This is a genomic window from Thermoanaerobacterium calidifontis (assembly GCF_055381745.1).
Map to the genome: position 1 here is coordinate 648,639 of NZ_AP042436.1, position 16,354 is coordinate 664,992.

Genomic DNA, 16,354 nt, shown 5'->3' on the forward strand with positions numbered 1-16,354 from the left:
TTGATTATCATTTTAAAGTAACAATTAATAAACAGGAGGAGATTTGAATGCAGAAGAAAGCAAAAATGATTTTGGATAAAGATTTTAAAATAAGTAAGGTGGATAAACGTATCTATGGATCGTTCATTGAGCATTTAGGACGTGCAGTTTATGATGGAATTTATGAACCAGATCATAAAAAAAGCGGATGAAATGGGTTTTCGAAAAGATGTAATAGAATTAGTTAAAGAATTAAAAGTTCATGGCGCCAAACAATTTACTATCCTTATTTACATGCTTCTACTTATGGCAGAGGGGAAGTATTAGCATCTGTTATCGACTCTCCCAAATATGATAGTAAAGATTTCAGCGATGTACCATTTTTAGAATCTACTGCCGTAACAAATGATGAAAATGATGAAATTACAATATTTGCTGTAAATAGAGACAAAGATGATTCGATGCTTTTTGAATGTGAATTAAAAGGTTTTGAAAACTATAGATCTATCGAGCATATAGTACTTGAAAATAATGATATAAAAGCAACTAATACAAAAGAAAATCCAGACAATGTTGTTCCTCATAGTAAAAATGATGTTGTAATTGAAGATGGATTGGTAAAGGTGATTTTGCCTAGATTATCATGGAATGTTATTCGGTTGGGAAAAGTTAAAAAATAATTTTTTATGGATAACCAAAATAATAATGTTTTTGGTTATCCATAAACTAAAGTTTGTAAAAAGGTATGGTGGCGACAATGATTAATAATCAAAATTTCATATCATTGAAACAGATTTCAATTAATAAAGGTTTTTGGTCATATTATATAAAACTGATAAAAGATGCGATGATACCATATCAATGGGAAGCATTAAATGATCGTGTTCCTAATGCTGAACCTAGCCATGTTATTAAAAATTTCAAGATAGCAGCAGGTGAAATACAAGGTGAATTTGCTGGAATGGTATTTCAAGATAGTGACTTGTATAAATGGCTTGAAGCAGTTAGCTATAGTTTAATTGTATTTCCGGATACGGAATTAGAAAAAACTGCTGATGAAGTTATCGATTTGATTGCAAAAGTGCAACAAAGTGATGGCTATTTAAATACTTATTTTACAATTAAAGAACCTGACAAAAAATGGACGAATTTAAGAGATTGTCATGAGCTGTATTGTGCTGGACATTTGATAGAAGCAGCAGTTGCTTATTATGAGGCTACAGGAAAGAAAAAATTGCTTGACGTAGCTTGTCGTTTTGCCGATCATATAGATTCAGTCTTTGGACCGGAACCAAATAAGAAAAAAGGTTATCCTGGACATGAAGAGATTGAATTAGCATTAATTAAATTATATAGAGTAACTAACAATGTAAAGTATTTAAACTTAAGCAAATATTTTATTGATGAACGAGGTAAAAGGCCACTCTATTTTGAAATTGAAGCAAAAGAGAGAGGAAACACAAATTTCTTTGATTTATGGGATAAATTAGGACCTAAATATTTTCAAGTGCATTTACCTGTGAAAGAACAAACTACTGCTGAAGGACATGCTGTTAGAGCTGTTTACTTATACTCAGGTATGGCTGATGTTGCATTAGAGACAGGGGATCAATGCCTAATTGATGCTTGTAAAAGATTATGGGACAATTTAACGAAGAAGAGAATGTATATTACAGGAAGTATTGGCTCTATGTCGATAGGGGAGTCTTTAACTTTTGATTATGATCTTCCTAATGATACTAATTATTCAGAGACATGTGCATCCGTAGGGCTTGTGTTTTTTGCATATAGGATGTTACAGATTGATGCTGATAGACAATATTCTGATGTAATGGAGAGAGCTTTGTATAATACAGTTATAAGTGGAATGTCATTAGATGGTAAGAAATTCTTTTATGTAAATCCACTTGAAGTATGGCCGGAAGCTTGTGAAAAGAATAAAGTTAAATCGCATGTGAAATATACAAGACAACCATGGTTTGGATGTGCATGTTGTCCACCTAATATTGCGAGATTGCTGACATCGTTAGGTAAATATATATATTCTAAGAAAGACAAAGAGGTATTTGCTCATTTATATGTTGATAGTGAATTAAAAGAAAAGATTTCAGAAAGTCAAGTAAGTATTAAACAGAGCACCCAATATCCATGGGATGAGAAGATAGATATAGAGGTTGTTTGTGAGAAAGAAACAGAATTTACATTGTCTTTGAGAATACCTGGTTGGTGCAAAGAGGCTAAAATCAAAGTTAATAATGAAGAAATTGATTTAAATAATGTTATGATAAAAGGATATGCAAAAATCAATCGCATATGGAAACATGATAAGGTAGAAGTATATCTTTCAATGCCTGTTATGAGGATAAAAGCTAATCCTAATGTAAGGGAAGATGAGGGTAAAGTTGCTATTCAAAGAGGACCGATTGTATATTGTCTTGAAGAAGTTGATAATGGTAAAAATCTAAATAATATCGTATTACCAACTGATAGTAAGTTTGAAATAAAAAAAGATAAAGATTTAAATGATGTATGCGTTATTGAAACGGATGCTTTTAGAGAGAAATATGATGATTGGAATGATGAACTGTACAAATCTGACGTAAAAGTTTCTTATGAAAAAACAAGAATAAGATTTGTGCCATATTTTGTATGGGCAAATCGTACACCTGGTGAAATGGAAGTTTGGGTACGAGAATGATAAGAAGTTTTTTAATTAGCAGGAATTTTGGATGTGATGTAGAATATAAATATTATAAATGTACGTACATTTATAATAATGGATAGATATATCCGAATGTATGACATTATTTTAATCCAAAGGAGTGATTATTGTGTACAAAGATGAAAAGCCCAGGATAGGCTTTCTAGGTATTATGCAGGAGTTATACGATGATATGTTACCGGGTATCACCGAAAGGCAAGAGATGTATGCACAACAGGTTATAGGCAGATTAGGTGATATTGCGGATTTTTATTTCCCGGGCGCTGCAAAAAACAGAAATGATATAGAAAGGATAGTTAAAGAATTCAATGATAAAGATCTTGACGGAATAATGATCGTGATGCTGACATACGGGCCAGCCACGAATCTTGTGAATGCTTTAAGAAATAATAGGCTTCCAATTATGCTGGCAAATATACAGCCAGAAAGCACTGTGACAGACGATTGGGATATGGGGGACTTGACATACAATCAAGGTGTTCATGGTGCGCAGGATACTTCAAATATTATCCTGAGAATGGGCATAACTTGTCCTGTTATAACAGAGGATTGGCATTCTGATGCATTTAAAGATTTTGTGAATGATTGGGCTAAAACTGTAAAGACAGTAAAAGCTTTGAGGAATATGAAGATAGCACAATTTGGAAGAATGCATGGCATGTATGACATAATGGGTGATGATGCAGCTTTTACAAGAAAATTGGGGCCGCAAATAAATCAAGAGTATATTGGCCAAGTTTTTAGATACATGGAAGAAGCTACCGATGAAGAAATCGACAAAGTCATAGAGGAAAACAAGAAGAATTTCTATATAGATCCTAAATTAAGTGATGAGAGCCACAGATATGCTGCAAGGCTTCAAATAGGATTTAAGAAATTGCTTGAGGAGAAAGGATACGCTGGCTTTAGCGCCCATTTTGATGTGTTTAAAGGCGATGGAAGGTTTAAACAGATACACATGATGGCGGCATCAAACTTGATGGCAGAAGGATATGGCTATGCGGCAGAAGGCGATGTAGTTACGGCAAGCCTGGTGGCAGCAGGTCATGTTTTGATAGGCGATGCACACTTTACTGAGATGTATGCGATGGATTTTAAGAGAGATTCAATTTTGATGAGCCACATGGGAGAGGGCAATTGGAAGATAGCCAGAAAAGATAGACCTATAAAATTAGTCGATCGAGAGCTTGGAATAGGAAAGCTTGATAATCCTCCAACAGTGGTGTTTATGGCTCAACCAGGTATTGCGACACTGGCATCGTTGGTGTCATTGGAAGGCGAAAAATATAGACTTGTTGTTTCAAAGGGAGAAATTTTAGATACAGAAGAAGCAAAGAATATAGAGATGCCGTATTTCCACTTTAAACCTGAAAGTGGAGTTAGAGGATGCTTAAACGGTTGGCTTAAAAATGGTGGTACGCATCATCAGTGCTTGACATTAGGTGATGCTACTAAAAGATGGAAGCTTTTATGCGAGTTATTAGATATCGAGTATGTTGAAGTGTAAAGGGGTTGGTAACATGGCAAAATTTTCAATAGGTATCGATTACGGCACAGAATCTGCAAGAGCATTGCTTTTAAATCTTGATACGGCAGAGGAAGTAGCTTCTTCAACGATGAACTATCCACACGGAGTTATGGATGAGAGACTTCCAGATGGGACAGTATTACCACAGGATTGGGCATTAGAGCATCCAGATGATTATATTGAAGTTCTAAAAAAGATAATTCCAGATGTGATAATAAAGTCTGGTATAAATAAAGATGATGTTGTTGGAATTGGCATAGATTTTACAGCATGTACGATGCTTCCCATAAAAAAAGACGGGACGCCTTTGTGCGATTTACCAGAATATAAATCAAATCCCCATGCGTATGTCAAACTGTGGAAGCATCATGCAGCACAGCCTGAGGCAAATATGTTAAATAAAATTGCATCTGAAAGAGGAGAGGATTTCTTAGCAAGATACGGTGGGAAGATTTCCTCCGAATGGCTGATACCGAAGATATGGCAGATTTTAAATGAGGCTCCAGATATCTATGAAGAAGCAGATAAATTCATAGAAGCGACTGATTGGGTGATATTGAAGCTTACTGGCAATGAAAGGAGAAATAGCTGTACTGCAGGCTATAAAGCGATTTGGCACAAAAGAAAAGGATACCCTTCAAAGGAATTTTTTAAAGCATTAGATGAAAGGCTTGAAAATGTAGTAGATGAAAAGCTGTCAAGAGACATATATCCGTTAGGTACAAAAGCAGGTGAATTAACTGAGGAAATGGCTAATACGATCGGCTTAAACCCTGGTGTTGCTGTTGCGGTAGGCAATGTCGATGCACATGTTTCGCTGCCGGCAGTAGGTGTAGCATCCCCGGGAAAGATGGTTATGATAATGGGCACGTCTATATGCCATGTAGTCTTAGGCGACAAAGAAGTTGAAGTTCCTGGTATGTGTGGAGTGGTTGAAGACGGCATTGTGCCAGGATTTTATGGATATGAAGCTGGACAGTCAGCGGTAGGGGATATATTTGCGTGGTTTGTAGATAATTGTGTTCCAGATGATTACAAAAAAGAAGCCGAAGAAAGAGGCATATCTGTACATCAGCTTTTGACAGAAAAAGCTTCAAAGTTAAAACCGGGGGAAAGCGGACTTCTTGCACTGGATTGGCTTAATGGAAACAGGTCTGTCCTGGTTGATGCGGATCTTACCGGTTTGATTTTAGGATTGACACTTAGGACGAAACCTGAAGAGATATACAGAGCTTTGATAGAGTCAACAGCATATGGTACACGTATGATAATAGATACATTCAATGAGTATGGCATAAAGATAGATGAGCTTTACGCATGTGGCGGACTTCCTGAAAAAAATCCGATGCTTATGCAGATATACGCTGATGTGACAAACTTAGAGATTAAAGTTTCCAAGTCCAATCAGACGCCTGCATTAGGTGCAGCAATGTTTGGTGCAGTGGCGGCAGGAAGGGAAAATGGAGGATTTGACAGCATATTTGAAGCAGCTAAAGTCATACCAAAGTTAAAAGATGAGACGTTCAAGCCTATTTCTGAAAATGTCGAAATTTACGAGAAACTCTTCCAGGAGTACAAACTGCTTCATGATTACTTCGGGAGAGGAGCAAATGATGTGATGAAGAGGCTTAAAAACATAAAAGAGGTGGTTTCAGATGTTAGAGAACCTAAAACAACGTGTATATAAAATGAACATGATGCTTCCTAAAAACAATTTGGTCACAATGACAAGCGGCAATGTCAGCGGAAGAGACCCTGAGACAAATCTTGTAGTCATAAAGCCCAGTGGAGTTTTGTATGATGAAATGACGCCAGAAGACATGGTAGTCGTGGATTTGGATGGCAATGTTGTTGAAGGTAAGCTAAAACCATCTGTTGATACTGCTACGCATCTTTACGTCTACAGACATAGAAGTGACGTAAATGGAATTGTCCATACACACTCACCGTATGCTACAAGTTTTGCAGCACTTGGCCGGTCAATTCCAGTTTATCTTACAGCCATTGCAGACGAGTTTGGATGTGCAATTCCTGTAGGGCCCTATGCCAAGATTGGCGGAGAAGAGATAGGGAAGGCTATCGTAGATTATATAGGGGAAAGTCCTGCAATACTTATGAAAAATCACGGCGTTTTTACCATTGGCAATTCACCTGAGGCAGCTTTAAAAGCCGCTGTTATGGTAGAAGATACAGCTAAGACAGTGCACTTATCACTGCTTTTAGGCACACCTGATGTGATACCAGATGAAGAAGTGAAAAGAGCACATGAGAGATATATGACGAAATATGGTCAATGAAAAATATGATGTCAGTTTAATGAAGGAGGATTTTGCATGATAAACATACCAGAAGTTAAAGTAGGAGTTGTAGCTACCAGCAGGGATTGTTTTCCCATCACTTTAAGTGAGAAAAGAAGAGATGCGGTAGTAAAAGCATGTATTGAAAAAGGCATATCTATAAGTGAAATCACCAAAACTGTAGAAAATGAAATAGATGCGATGAATGCACTGAAAGAAGCTTACGATTTAGGCGTAAATGCGCTTGTCGTATACCTTGGGAATTTTGGCCCTGAAGGACCAGAGACGATGCTTGCCCAAAAGTTTGATGGTCCAGTGATGTTCGTAGCCGCAGCGGAGGAGACGAAGGACAATCTTTACGATGGGCGTGGAGATGCATATTGCGGAATGCTTAATGCATCATATAACCTGAATTTGAGAAATTTGAGGGTTTATATACCAGAATATCCAGTAGGATATGCAGATGAAATAGCTGATATGATATCCGATTTTAAAGATATTGCGAGAGTGGTACTTGGACTTAAGAAGCTAAAAATAATGAGCTTTGGTCCAAGACCGCAGGATTTCCTCGCTTGCAATGCCCCCATAAAGCCTTTGTATGACTTGGGGATAGAGATAATGGAGAACTCAGAATTGGACCTCTTTGAGGCTTACAATAATCATAAAGATGACAAAAGGATTCCAGATGTCATAAAAGATATGGAAAAGGAATTAGGTTCTGGCAATATGTTTGGTGGGATATTGCCGAAGCTCGCCCAGTATGAACTTACATTAAAAGATTGGGTAGAAAAAAATATAGGTGCATCGGAGTACGTTGTGTTTGCAAACAAGTGTTGGCCAGCGTTTCAGACACAGTTTGGATTTGTGCCATGTTTTGTGAATTCAAGGCTTGCAGCAAATGGCATACCTGTGGCTTGTGAGACAGACATCTATGGAGCACTTAGCGAGTACATCATAACATGTGCTACAGACTTACCAGCTACGCTTCTTGACATAAACAATACAGTGCCCAAAGATATGTACGAAAGCAATAAGGAAATCATAGGCGATTATAAAAATAGCGATCTTTTTATGGGATTTCATTGCGGCAATACCAGCAGTTGCATGATGAAAAATTTCTCTATGAAGTATCAGAGAATAATGCACAGATTGTTAGAACCTGATAAAGAGCCTGATATAACGAGAGGAACATTGGAAGGCACTATAAGGCCTGGCGATATAACTCTGTTTAGGTTGCAAAGCACTGCAGATACTAAGCTTAGAAGTTACGTGGCCGAAGGTGAAGTGCTGGATATAGATCCTATGTCTTTTGGAAGCATTGGAGTATTTGCAGTTAAAGAGATGGCTCGCTTCTACAGGCATGTATTGATAGAAAAGAATTTTCCGCATCATGTTGGAGTCGCATTTAAACATGCAGGTAAAGTCTTGTACGCTGCTATGAAGCTATTAGGCGTGGATGATGTTTCATTTAATCAACCAGCTTCAATGTTGTACAAAAGCGAGAATCCATTTAAATAAGATGTTTTAAAATTATCACCTGTTAAGATGATTTCAGGTGATAATTTTATTACCTTACTTAAAAAAATAAACTAATTGTGACGAATATTTAATAAATATTTTGTCAGATTTGAAATTTAGTTATATTCTAAGTAAGCGATATAATTATATATAGATGGATATGATGTGAGGGAGGATGTTCTATTTTGGAAGAAAATGTGCCAAAATATCAAATAGTAAAAGACTATATTACCAATTTAATAATAAAAAACAATATAAACATAGATGATCCACTGCCGACGGAAAGCGAATTAATGGAAATATTCGGTGTAAGCAGACATACTATTAGGAAAGCTCTTGATGACCTTGAAAATGAAGGGTGGCTTTACAGGAAGCAAGGTTTGGGGACTTTTTGTGCTGATAGAAATTCTGTGAAAAGCTATGATAATAAAAATATTGCAGTTATAACAACGTATATAAATGACTATATATTTCCTAGGATCATAAAAGGAATTGATCAAATATTAGCCAAAAACGGATACTCTATATTGCTTTTCAATACGAATAACCGCATTGAAACTGAAATGGACATATTGGAGAACGTCTTGACGAAGGACATTAGAGGACTGATCATCGAGCCTACAAAGAGCGCACTGCCCCATATCAATCTAAATTATTTTGATGAGTTAAAAAACAAAGGGATACCGTACATTTTTATCAATAGCTTTTATGAAGAATTAAATCCATCTTACATCATTCAAGATGATGAAGGTGGAGGATACATGGCAACAGACCATCTTATAAAGCTTGGACACAAAAACATAATAGGCATATTTAAAAGCGACGATAACCAGGGGCTTAATAGGTACAAAGGATATGTTAAAGCCTTAAGGGAACACAATATTAAAATCAAAGAGGACAACATAATCTTTTACACGACAGAGGAAATGAAGACAAAGCCAAGGGAAAAAATATACGAGATATACTCGAAGTGGGTCAATAAACCGACGGCTATTGTCAGCTACAATGATCAAATTGCCATGTGGATATTGGATCCAATAAGAGAATTGGGCTACAGTGTGCCTGATGACATTTCAATCGTAAGCTTTGATGATTCTGATTATGCAGAGCTTTCCAATGTAAAGCTTACGTCCATCATACATCCTAAAGAAGAGATGGGAAGGCTTGCTGCTTCAACACTATTCGACCTTATAAAAAAAGGGAAAAAGGCTTTTGCAAATCCTGTTAATATTCGCATAAAGCCTGAAATAAGGATTAGGAATTCTACTAAAGAGATCGAATTGGAGGAAGTGCGATGAATGATGGCACAAAGATAAAGGAGATAGAAATCTGCAGTGGTGCCTTGTATGATGTTCCGAATATATTGAATAAAGTAGGTATAAATTCTAAAGTATTGCTCGTATGCGATAAAAATACTTACGAAGCGGCAGGATTGACTCTAAAAGATGTATTAAAAGATAAAAAGTACGATGTATTGTTGTGCAATCTGAATAGAAGTGGAAATTTAGTGCCTGATGAAAAAGCAGTAGGTGAAATGCTGATACATCTTAAAGATGATATCGAGGCTATGATTGCTGTTGGAGCAGGCACAATAAACGATGTTGTGAAATTTGTAAGCAGCAAGATAAAGATACCTTACGGAATAGTTGCGACAGCCCCATCGATGGATGGTTATGCGTCATCTGTGTCGCCTCTTATCGTAAATGGCTTTAAAAGGACTTACGATGCTACGTATCCCATATTTATTGTGGGTGATACTAAAGTGCTTAAAGATGCACCATATGACATGATTGCATCAGGATTTGGAGATATAATCGGTAAATTCACCTCATTAGCAGATTGGTATATAGGTAGCATCATAACGGGAGAGGACTACTCTGAAGAAATCGCAGATGATGTAAAAAAGTCCCTTTATAAATGTGTGGATGTCAGCAAAAGCTTAAAAAGCAAAGATGAAAGTGCTGTAAGCAAGCTTATGGATGCGCTAATTTTGTCAGGCATATCGATGCTTAAGTTTGGAAATTCCAGGCCTGCATCAGGTGCTGAGCACCATTTGTCACACTTCATCGAGATGAAAGAACTTTCAAACGGAGAAATTCGTCACTCCCATGGTGCAAAGGTAGGCATCATGACGAAAATTGTTGTCAAACTTTACAATACTGTATTTTCTTTTGACAAAGATGATATTATTGAAATGATGAAGGAAAGAAAAAGTGAATCAAAGGAAGAGTTTGAATTTAGGATAAATAAAAATTTTGGAAACTTATCATCGGAGATTTTTGACGATATAGGTTATTACTATTTGGATGAAAATGATAGAAAGACGAGACAGGAAAGGATTTTGGACAACTGGGATAATATGCGGAAGTGGGTATCAGAAAATGTGCCGACGGTGGAGTATGTTGATGAGCTTTTAAATGATGCCGGTGCACCAAATGATATCACCTATCTTGAGCTTAAATATGATGAACTTAAAGATGTTTTATTGAATGCAAAAGAGGTAAGAAAGAGGTACACCATATTAAGGCTTGCTGAAGATATAAATATTGACAAGATATTTGACATAGCGATAAAGAATTGAGGCCAAAAGCTCTCAATTCTTTATTAAATTCTGCTAATTATGCCGGAGCTTACAAGTACGATGAGCCAATCCATAAGGCTAAGCCTTGCATTTCCAAATATATTTGCAATAGGGTTTACGTATATGGTTGCCAATAGCGTTGCAATAGATACTGCCACAGATGGCACCAATAATTTATTTTGTGAAATCGGTGTAGCCATTTCTGTACGTCTTGCGTCAAATACATTGAACATCTGTGCCATGACTAAGTTTAAGTATGCCATAGTTTTGGCGATGGCTGGATTTCTAAATGCTTCACCGTATTTAAACGCAAATAGCGTCGTAAATCCTATTAAGGAGCCTCTTTTGAGTATGTAGTTGTATAGTTTGCTGTCAAGCAGTTGTGCATTTTCATTTTTTTTAAGTTTTAATGATGATGGTTCTACGCCTAATGCCAGTGCAGGTATTCCTTCAGTGACGAGATTTATGCTTAAAATCTGGCTTGATGTCAGTGGCATCTCCATGCCTGTCATGGATGCCATGGCTAAAGCTATTATTTCGCCAACATTTCCTGACAAAACGTATCTTAGAAATTTTTTTATGTTTTCGTTGATGCCGCGACCTTCTTTTATAGCAATGACAATTGTAGTGAAATTGTCATCAGCCAGTGTTATATCAGAGGCATTTCTTGTAACATCTGTTCCGCCTTTACCCATTGCAATGCCGATATTTGCTTCTTTTACCGCTGGTGCATCGTTGATGCCATCTCCTGTCATGGCAACGATGTACCCTTTTTTTCTCAAAGCTCTGACGATCTTTAGCTTGTGATGGGGTGAAGTTCTGTAAAATATGTTTACATCATCTATAAGGTTTATTAACTCATCGTCATCCATTTTATCAAGCTCCTGACCTGAAATTGCTTTTTTGTCCTTTAAAAGTCCGATTCTCTTTCCTATTGACATAGCAGTGTTTTTTTGGTCTCCTGTTATCATGACGACGTTAATTCCACTCCTAAGGCATTCTTCAATAGTCTGACTGACTTCATCTTTTGGCGGATCTTCCATGCCTATAAGACCGGCAAATATAAAATCACTGTCAACGTTATTGTCTTCATCGTTTAAAATCTTGTAAGAAACAGCTAAGACTCTTAATGCTTTGTTAGACATTTCATCGTTTTGCTTGATGATCTTGTTTTTGTTTATTTTTCCTAATTTTATAGCTTTGCCTGACCTTAAAAAGTAGCTGCATTTATTTAAGATCACATCAGGAGCCCCTTTTGATATGACCAATTTGTATGAAACAGCATCGACTACGACAGTCATGAATTTGTTTGATGAGTCAAAGGGTATCTCATCAATTTTTTCGTATTCCTCACTTTCAATGCCAGCTTTTGAAGCTGCAACAATTATAGCACCTTCTGTTGGATCACCAGATACTGTCCAATCATTTCCTTTTTTTATTAATTTTGCATTGCAGCACATAGCACCGTATTGCAAGATTGAATATAGGTCTTCATCATCTTTTGGGTTTATCTTGACATTGTCACGATAAAAACTACCTAATGGCGAATACCCAATTCCTGAGACGGTCCATACTTTGTCAAGTGTTCGTATTTCTTTTACGGTCATCTCGTTTTTTGTAAGTGTACCAGTTTTATCGGTGCATATTACATTTGCTACTCCCAATGTTTCTACAGAATTAAGTTTTCTCACTATAGCATTTCTTTTTGCCATTCGCTGTACACCGTAAGCTAAAGCTATTGTCACGATAGTAGATAAGCCTTCCGGTATGGCTCCTATTGCAAGGCTTATGCCTATTCCAAGCATCTGTGAAAAAGATTTGCCTCTTATTATGCCGCTTAAAAAAATACTGAAGCTGATCGTTACGATTGCTACTGTTATGTTTTTTCCTAAAACATCAAGGCTTTTATTAAGCGGCGATAAAGCATTTCTTTCTTCGTTTAGCATTTTTGCAATTTTGCCTATTTCTGTTGACATTCCGGTTGAGACTATGATAAGTTTGCCGTATCCTTTAGTTATGCTTGTTCCCATGTAAGCCATGTTTTTTCGTTCAGCTAATGGAATATCATCTTTTAGTATTACCAAATCGTGTTTTGACGATGGATGGGACTCACCTGTCAAACAGCTTTCATCAGCTTCAAGATTTTTACATTCAACGATGCGGGCATCGGCAGGGACAATGTCGCCTGGATTTACGATCACTACATCTCCTGGTACAAGTTCTGATGAGCTTAACAATGATATTTTACCGTCTCTTAAAACAGATGATCGGGGCGATGTCAACTTGTGCAGCGATTCTAAAGATTTTTCTGCATTGTACTCTTGAAGTACTCCAAGGCTTGATTCTATTACGACAATCGATATTATCACGATAGAATCAGCTACATCTCCAATCAAAAAAGAAATACCGCCTGCAAAAAGAAGTATCTTAAATAGATAATTGTTTACCTGATTTAGCATCATTTTAAAGAAGGATGGTTTATTTCCGCTTATCAGTTGGTTTAAACCGTATGTATTCAATCTTTTTTTAGCTTCAACTGTTGACAGTCCACTGTCAATGTCAGTGTTTAGGACTTTCTCTATTTGCTTTTTTGTCATGATGTGCCAAGGATATTGAGCTTGCTGTTTCACAGGAAAATTATCTTTTGTGTCCCTTATATTGAATTTTATCTTGTATATTTCTTTCTTGATATCTTCGGCTTTTAAACTGCTGTCAAAGGAAATGATGATGTTTCCTGTCATTGGGCTTGCTGTTACACTTAGTATTCCGCTTTTGAGGGATAGATTTTTTTCCAGCCTTTTCGCCAACAATTCATTTCTGTATAGGCCGTTTACGGAGAATCTTATTCGCTTTGTATGTGGTGCATATTTTCTTATGAGTTCCATCTTCATACCTCCAGAACGTCTTATAATAAAAATATTTTGTCCAAAATTTTTTATTTCACAGAAGGAAAAATTATGAATGATGAAAGCTTTCGATGACTTTTATTAATATTATTTGTAAATGCCGGTTAAAATAAATAAAAATAGACAGGAGGTTTTTAAGATGAGCAAAGAATTTTGGATTGGTGTAGGAGCATTGGGAATAGCACTTTTATTGGCGAAGCCGGCAAAGAAATTAGCGGTAGGGCTTGTAGGCACTGCCATGATTCTTGCCGATAAAGGCAAAGAATTGGCTATAAATGTGAAAGAAGAAGTAGAAGACATAATAGCCGAAGCCCAGTATCAACATACTCAATCAAAAATAAAGACACAGCCTGAAACAGCAGATAATCCCTCATAAGAGGGATTATGCATGTATTTGGAGGATTTGACATGATAAGAGAGATTTTTTCGCTGCCTGGATTAGCACGATTAAGCTTTGATGCACTTTACAAAGACAAAGTCATTGAGAAGAAGATTAATCATTATTTAAAAAGCTCTAAAGGGATCAAATATATAAGTGCCAACAGTGTTACTGGAAAAGTACTTGTCAAATACGAAGGTAAGACAATAGAAGAAATAAAAAGAGAAATCATAAATGCGATTTTTAAAGATGATGTAGATGATAATGTAAAGCCGTATGAGCCAGAAGATCTGCCGCTTAAGACTCAATTTGTGATGGTATCTATGCCATTGGCTGCTACGATTTACACCGCATTAAAGCGCATATTCGCTGGTAAATCGCCGTTAAGCGGTCATTATGGGTTATTAAGCATGTCATCAATTGTGTCGATTGTGGCTGGATATCCAATATTTAGAAGCGGCATAAATACACTGTTTAAAGAACACAAAATAAATGGCGATTTGATGATAACAATTGCCACTACCATAATGCTTTTTATAAGAGAAAGTATATTAGGGCTTGTGGTAATTTTTCTCGTCAATTTGAGTGTCCTTATTCACTCGTTAAACATACACTATAATAAAAAAGCACTTGAAAGCTTTCTTAAGTTAAAACCGGGGAAAGTATGGATGGCATTAGAAGGTAAAGAAATAGAAGTGCCTGTAGAGGAGCTTAATGAAGGCGATGTGATTTCGCTTAAAAAAGGTGATGTGGCGCCGTATGAATGCGAAATAGTTGAAGGTAGTGCAATTGTAGATGAAAAGTATATACGAGGAAAAGTAAAGTACGTCCAAAAGCAAAAAGGCGATAAAATAATAGAATCGTCTTTGATTGTTGATGGAGAAGTAAAGGCCAGAATAACTGACATTGAGGCAAATGAAAGCATAGAAGATCTGTACAAGATTGTGGAATTGGAATCAAAGGAGAAGTATATTACAAATACTGCTGATGTATATATTAACAAAATTATACCGCTATCTTTTATCATTACAGGTCTTGTGTCACTTTATACAAAGGATATATTGAAGGGAATATCATCAATGCTTGTTTTATGTCCATGTACTTTTGCACACGGTTCTACTGGTGTCTATGGTATGGCTGTCAAAAATGCGGCAAAAAGAGGTATTTTGATAAAAAGTTCTTCTGCAATCGAAAATATGTCAAAAGCTGACGTGCTGATTTTTGACAAGACGGGAACTCTTACGGAAGGTAGGCCTATTGTAAGCGAAATTTTGCCGTCATCAAATACTGACAAGAATCATATATTAAAGATAGCTGCGTCTGCAGAATACGGTGTCGTACATCCTGTAGCATTGTCTATAATTAAAAAAGCGGACGATATGGGAATAAAAGTAGAGGATTTTTCTCATGGCAAAGAAGTCAAAAGCATGGGTGCTTTTGCTTGCGTAGATGGGAAACAATTGTATGTTGGCAATGAGAGATTTATGGAGATAAACAATATTGACTTACATGATGTAGATGATCTCAGCAATGTTTTAAAAAACCTAAATAGAGGTGTGATATACGTTGCTGTTGATGGGAATGCTATTGGAGTCATCGGAATGAAAGACGTGCTTAAGAAGAAAAGCAAAGCTGCAGTAGAACTTGCTCGATCGTTAGGCTTTAACGACGATAGCATTTATATTTTATCAGGCGATGATAAGGAGCCTACAGATAGAGTTGCTTATGAGTTAGGCATAGCAAATGCGTTTAGCAGTGTTTCGCCTGATGAGAAAAAGAATTTTGTAAAAAGGCAAAAAGACGATGGTAAAACTGTCGTAATGGTCGGCGATGGGCTAAATGATGTGAAGGCGATGAAAAGCGCCGATGTTGGAATTATCTTAGGAAGGCCCATAAGTAAAAAAATATTAAAAGTGCTTGATGTAGCGGTAATCGACGAAAATCCTTTAAAAATACCGTATTTGATAGAACTATCAAGGTATTCAAAAGAAGTAATAAATCAAAATCATGTTATAGCATCAATGATGAGTTATATAGAATACGTAATGACGCTTTTTGGTAAGGTGAGTCCATTTACGGCAGCAATGTTACACAGCATGAATCAGATGATCGTGCTGGCGAATTCGCTTAAAGTCTATAAATATTCATCAAGGAGGATTATTTCTGATGGAAGAAATGAAAAAGAGATTCGAAGAAGCCTCGAAAGTTTTAAGACAGACGGTTGACATATCTTTTGCGGAGTATGCAAAGGATAAATCAACTAAAAACGAAATTGTAAAATTATGGCAAGAAACAATTAACGATTTTTTACAGTATGCGGTAAAGATGAGCGAAAAACATCAGGCTAAAGAATTGTACAAATCGATTGCAAGGGCACTCATTTTTGGAAAATAGCGATTTAATAATATATTTTTTTCGGGATAAAATAATAGAAGAACCTATGA

14 protein-coding genes are annotated in these 16,354 nt (G+C 36.4%); 13 read left to right on the forward strand and 1 reads right to left on the reverse strand.

The annotated features are described in order from the left end of the window. Positions 1–47: 47 nt before the first annotated feature. The 10 genes from ACZ42G_RS03305 (at position 48) to ACZ42G_RS03350 (ending at position 10,625) form a co-directional block, all read left to right on the forward strand. Entirely contained in the window at positions 48–191 is a 144-nt protein-coding gene (locus ACZ42G_RS03305; RefSeq protein ID WP_274892354.1) for a hypothetical protein, read from the forward strand. Further along, positions 151–306 carry a hypothetical protein gene (locus tag ACZ42G_RS03310; RefSeq protein ID WP_274892355.1) on the forward strand — a complete coding sequence of 52 codons (156 nt, stop codon included), beginning with the start codon at positions 151–153 and terminating at the stop codon, positions 304–306. The genes ACZ42G_RS03305 and ACZ42G_RS03310 overlap by 41 nt, the downstream gene beginning before the upstream one ends. Beyond that, positions 255–659, forward strand: coding sequence for an alpha-L-arabinofuranosidase C-terminal domain-containing protein (locus tag ACZ42G_RS03315; protein WP_274894018.1), 405 nt, complete (start codon positions 255–257; stop codon positions 657–659). The genes ACZ42G_RS03310 and ACZ42G_RS03315 overlap by 52 nt, the downstream gene beginning before the upstream one ends. A gap of 77 nt (positions 660–736) precedes the next feature. Continuing rightward, a complete protein-coding gene (locus ACZ42G_RS03320; protein WP_274892356.1) occupies positions 737–2,677 on the forward strand; it encodes a glycoside hydrolase family 127 protein in 1,941 nt (646 codons plus the stop codon). 133 nt (positions 2,678–2,810) lie between these two features. Further along, positions 2,811–4,208: an L-fucose/L-arabinose isomerase family protein gene (locus ACZ42G_RS03325; RefSeq protein ID WP_274892357.1), complete on the forward strand. Its 1,398-nt coding sequence runs from the start codon at positions 2,811–2,813 to the stop codon at positions 4,206–4,208. 13 nt (positions 4,209–4,221) lie between these two features. Continuing rightward, positions 4,222–5,916 carry a ribulokinase gene (locus ACZ42G_RS03330; RefSeq protein ID WP_274892358.1) on the forward strand — a complete coding sequence of 565 codons (1,695 nt, stop codon included), beginning with the start codon at positions 4,222–4,224 and terminating at the stop codon, positions 5,914–5,916. Next, positions 5,885–6,526 carry an L-ribulose-5-phosphate 4-epimerase gene (locus ACZ42G_RS03335; protein WP_464851389.1) on the forward strand — a complete coding sequence of 214 codons (642 nt, stop codon included), beginning with the start codon at positions 5,885–5,887 and terminating at the stop codon, positions 6,524–6,526. Before ACZ42G_RS03330 ends, ACZ42G_RS03335 begins: the two co-directional genes overlap by 32 nt. A 36-nt stretch (positions 6,527–6,562) precedes the next feature. Next, complete coding sequence (locus ACZ42G_RS03340; RefSeq protein ID WP_464851391.1) at positions 6,563–8,044, forward strand: L-fucose/L-arabinose isomerase family protein; 1,482 nt, start codon at positions 6,563–6,565, stop codon at positions 8,042–8,044. 185 nt (positions 8,045–8,229) lie between these two features. Further along, positions 8,230–9,342 carry a GntR family transcriptional regulator gene (locus ACZ42G_RS03345; RefSeq protein ID WP_013787360.1) on the forward strand — a complete coding sequence of 371 codons (1,113 nt, stop codon included), beginning with the start codon at positions 8,230–8,232 and terminating at the stop codon, positions 9,340–9,342. Continuing rightward, positions 9,339–10,625, forward strand: coding sequence for a sn-glycerol-1-phosphate dehydrogenase (locus tag ACZ42G_RS03350; protein ID WP_464851393.1), 1,287 nt, complete (start codon positions 9,339–9,341; stop codon positions 10,623–10,625). The genes ACZ42G_RS03345 and ACZ42G_RS03350 overlap by 4 nt, the downstream gene beginning before the upstream one ends. A gap of 23 nt (positions 10,626–10,648) precedes the next feature. Here the strand turns inward: ACZ42G_RS03350 and ACZ42G_RS03355 are convergent, their stop codons facing one another. Further along, positions 10,649–13,510, reverse strand: coding sequence for a cation-translocating P-type ATPase (locus ACZ42G_RS03355; RefSeq protein WP_464851395.1), 2,862 nt, complete (start codon positions 13,508–13,510; stop codon positions 10,649–10,651). Positions 13,511–13,670: 160 nt separating this feature from the next. Here ACZ42G_RS03355 and ACZ42G_RS03360 point away from each other — a divergent pair, with 160 nt between their 5' ends. Genes ACZ42G_RS03360 through ACZ42G_RS03370 form a run of 3 tightly spaced genes read left to right on the forward strand, consistent with a single transcriptional unit; the run spans position 13,671 to position 16,304 of the window. Then, entirely contained in the window at positions 13,671–13,907 is a 237-nt protein-coding gene (locus tag ACZ42G_RS03360) for a hypothetical protein (RefSeq protein WP_013787363.1), read from the forward strand. 32 nt (positions 13,908–13,939) lie between these two features. Further along, entirely contained in the window at positions 13,940–16,135 is a 2,196-nt protein-coding gene (locus tag ACZ42G_RS03365; protein ID WP_464851397.1) for a heavy metal translocating P-type ATPase, read from the forward strand. Next, the gene (locus ACZ42G_RS03370) at positions 16,077–16,304 is read left to right on the forward strand and encodes a hypothetical protein (protein ID WP_464851399.1); all 228 of its coding nucleotides are present in this window, start codon (positions 16,077–16,079) and stop codon (positions 16,302–16,304) included. The genes ACZ42G_RS03365 and ACZ42G_RS03370 overlap by 59 nt, the downstream gene beginning before the upstream one ends. Positions 16,305–16,354 lie beyond the last annotated feature (50 nt).

Bases quoted from the DNA above. Each gene is read 5' to 3' on its own strand.
- ACZ42G_RS03305 (WP_274892354.1), top strand. From the start codon at position 48: ATGCAGAAGAAAGCAAAAATGATTTTGGATAAAGATTTTAAAATAAGT.
- ACZ42G_RS03310 (WP_274892355.1), top strand. From the start codon at position 151: ATGATGGAATTTATGAACCAGATCATAAAAAAAGCGGATGAAATGGGT.
- ACZ42G_RS03320 (WP_274892356.1), top strand. From the start codon at position 737: ATGATTAATAATCAAAATTTCATATCATTGAAACAGATTTCAATTAAT.
- ACZ42G_RS03330 (WP_274892358.1), top strand. From the start codon at position 4,222: ATGGCAAAATTTTCAATAGGTATCGATTACGGCACAGAATCTGCAAGA.
- ACZ42G_RS03335 (WP_464851389.1), top strand. From the start codon at position 5,885: ATGTTAGAGAACCTAAAACAACGTGTATATAAAATGAACATGATGCTT.
- ACZ42G_RS03340 (WP_464851391.1), top strand. From the start codon at position 6,563: ATGATAAACATACCAGAAGTTAAAGTAGGAGTTGTAGCTACCAGCAGG.
- ACZ42G_RS03350 (WP_464851393.1), top strand. From the start codon at position 9,339: ATGAATGATGGCACAAAGATAAAGGAGATAGAAATCTGCAGTGGTGCC.
- ACZ42G_RS03355 (WP_464851395.1), bottom strand. From the start codon at position 13,510: ATGGAACTCATAAGAAAATATGCACCACATACAAAGCGAATAAGATTC.
- ACZ42G_RS03360 (WP_013787363.1), top strand. From the start codon at position 13,671: ATGAGCAAAGAATTTTGGATTGGTGTAGGAGCATTGGGAATAGCACTT.
- ACZ42G_RS03365 (WP_464851397.1), top strand. From the start codon at position 13,940: ATGATAAGAGAGATTTTTTCGCTGCCTGGATTAGCACGATTAAGCTTT.
- ACZ42G_RS03370 (WP_464851399.1), top strand. From the start codon at position 16,077: ATGGAAGAAATGAAAAAGAGATTCGAAGAAGCCTCGAAAGTTTTAAGA.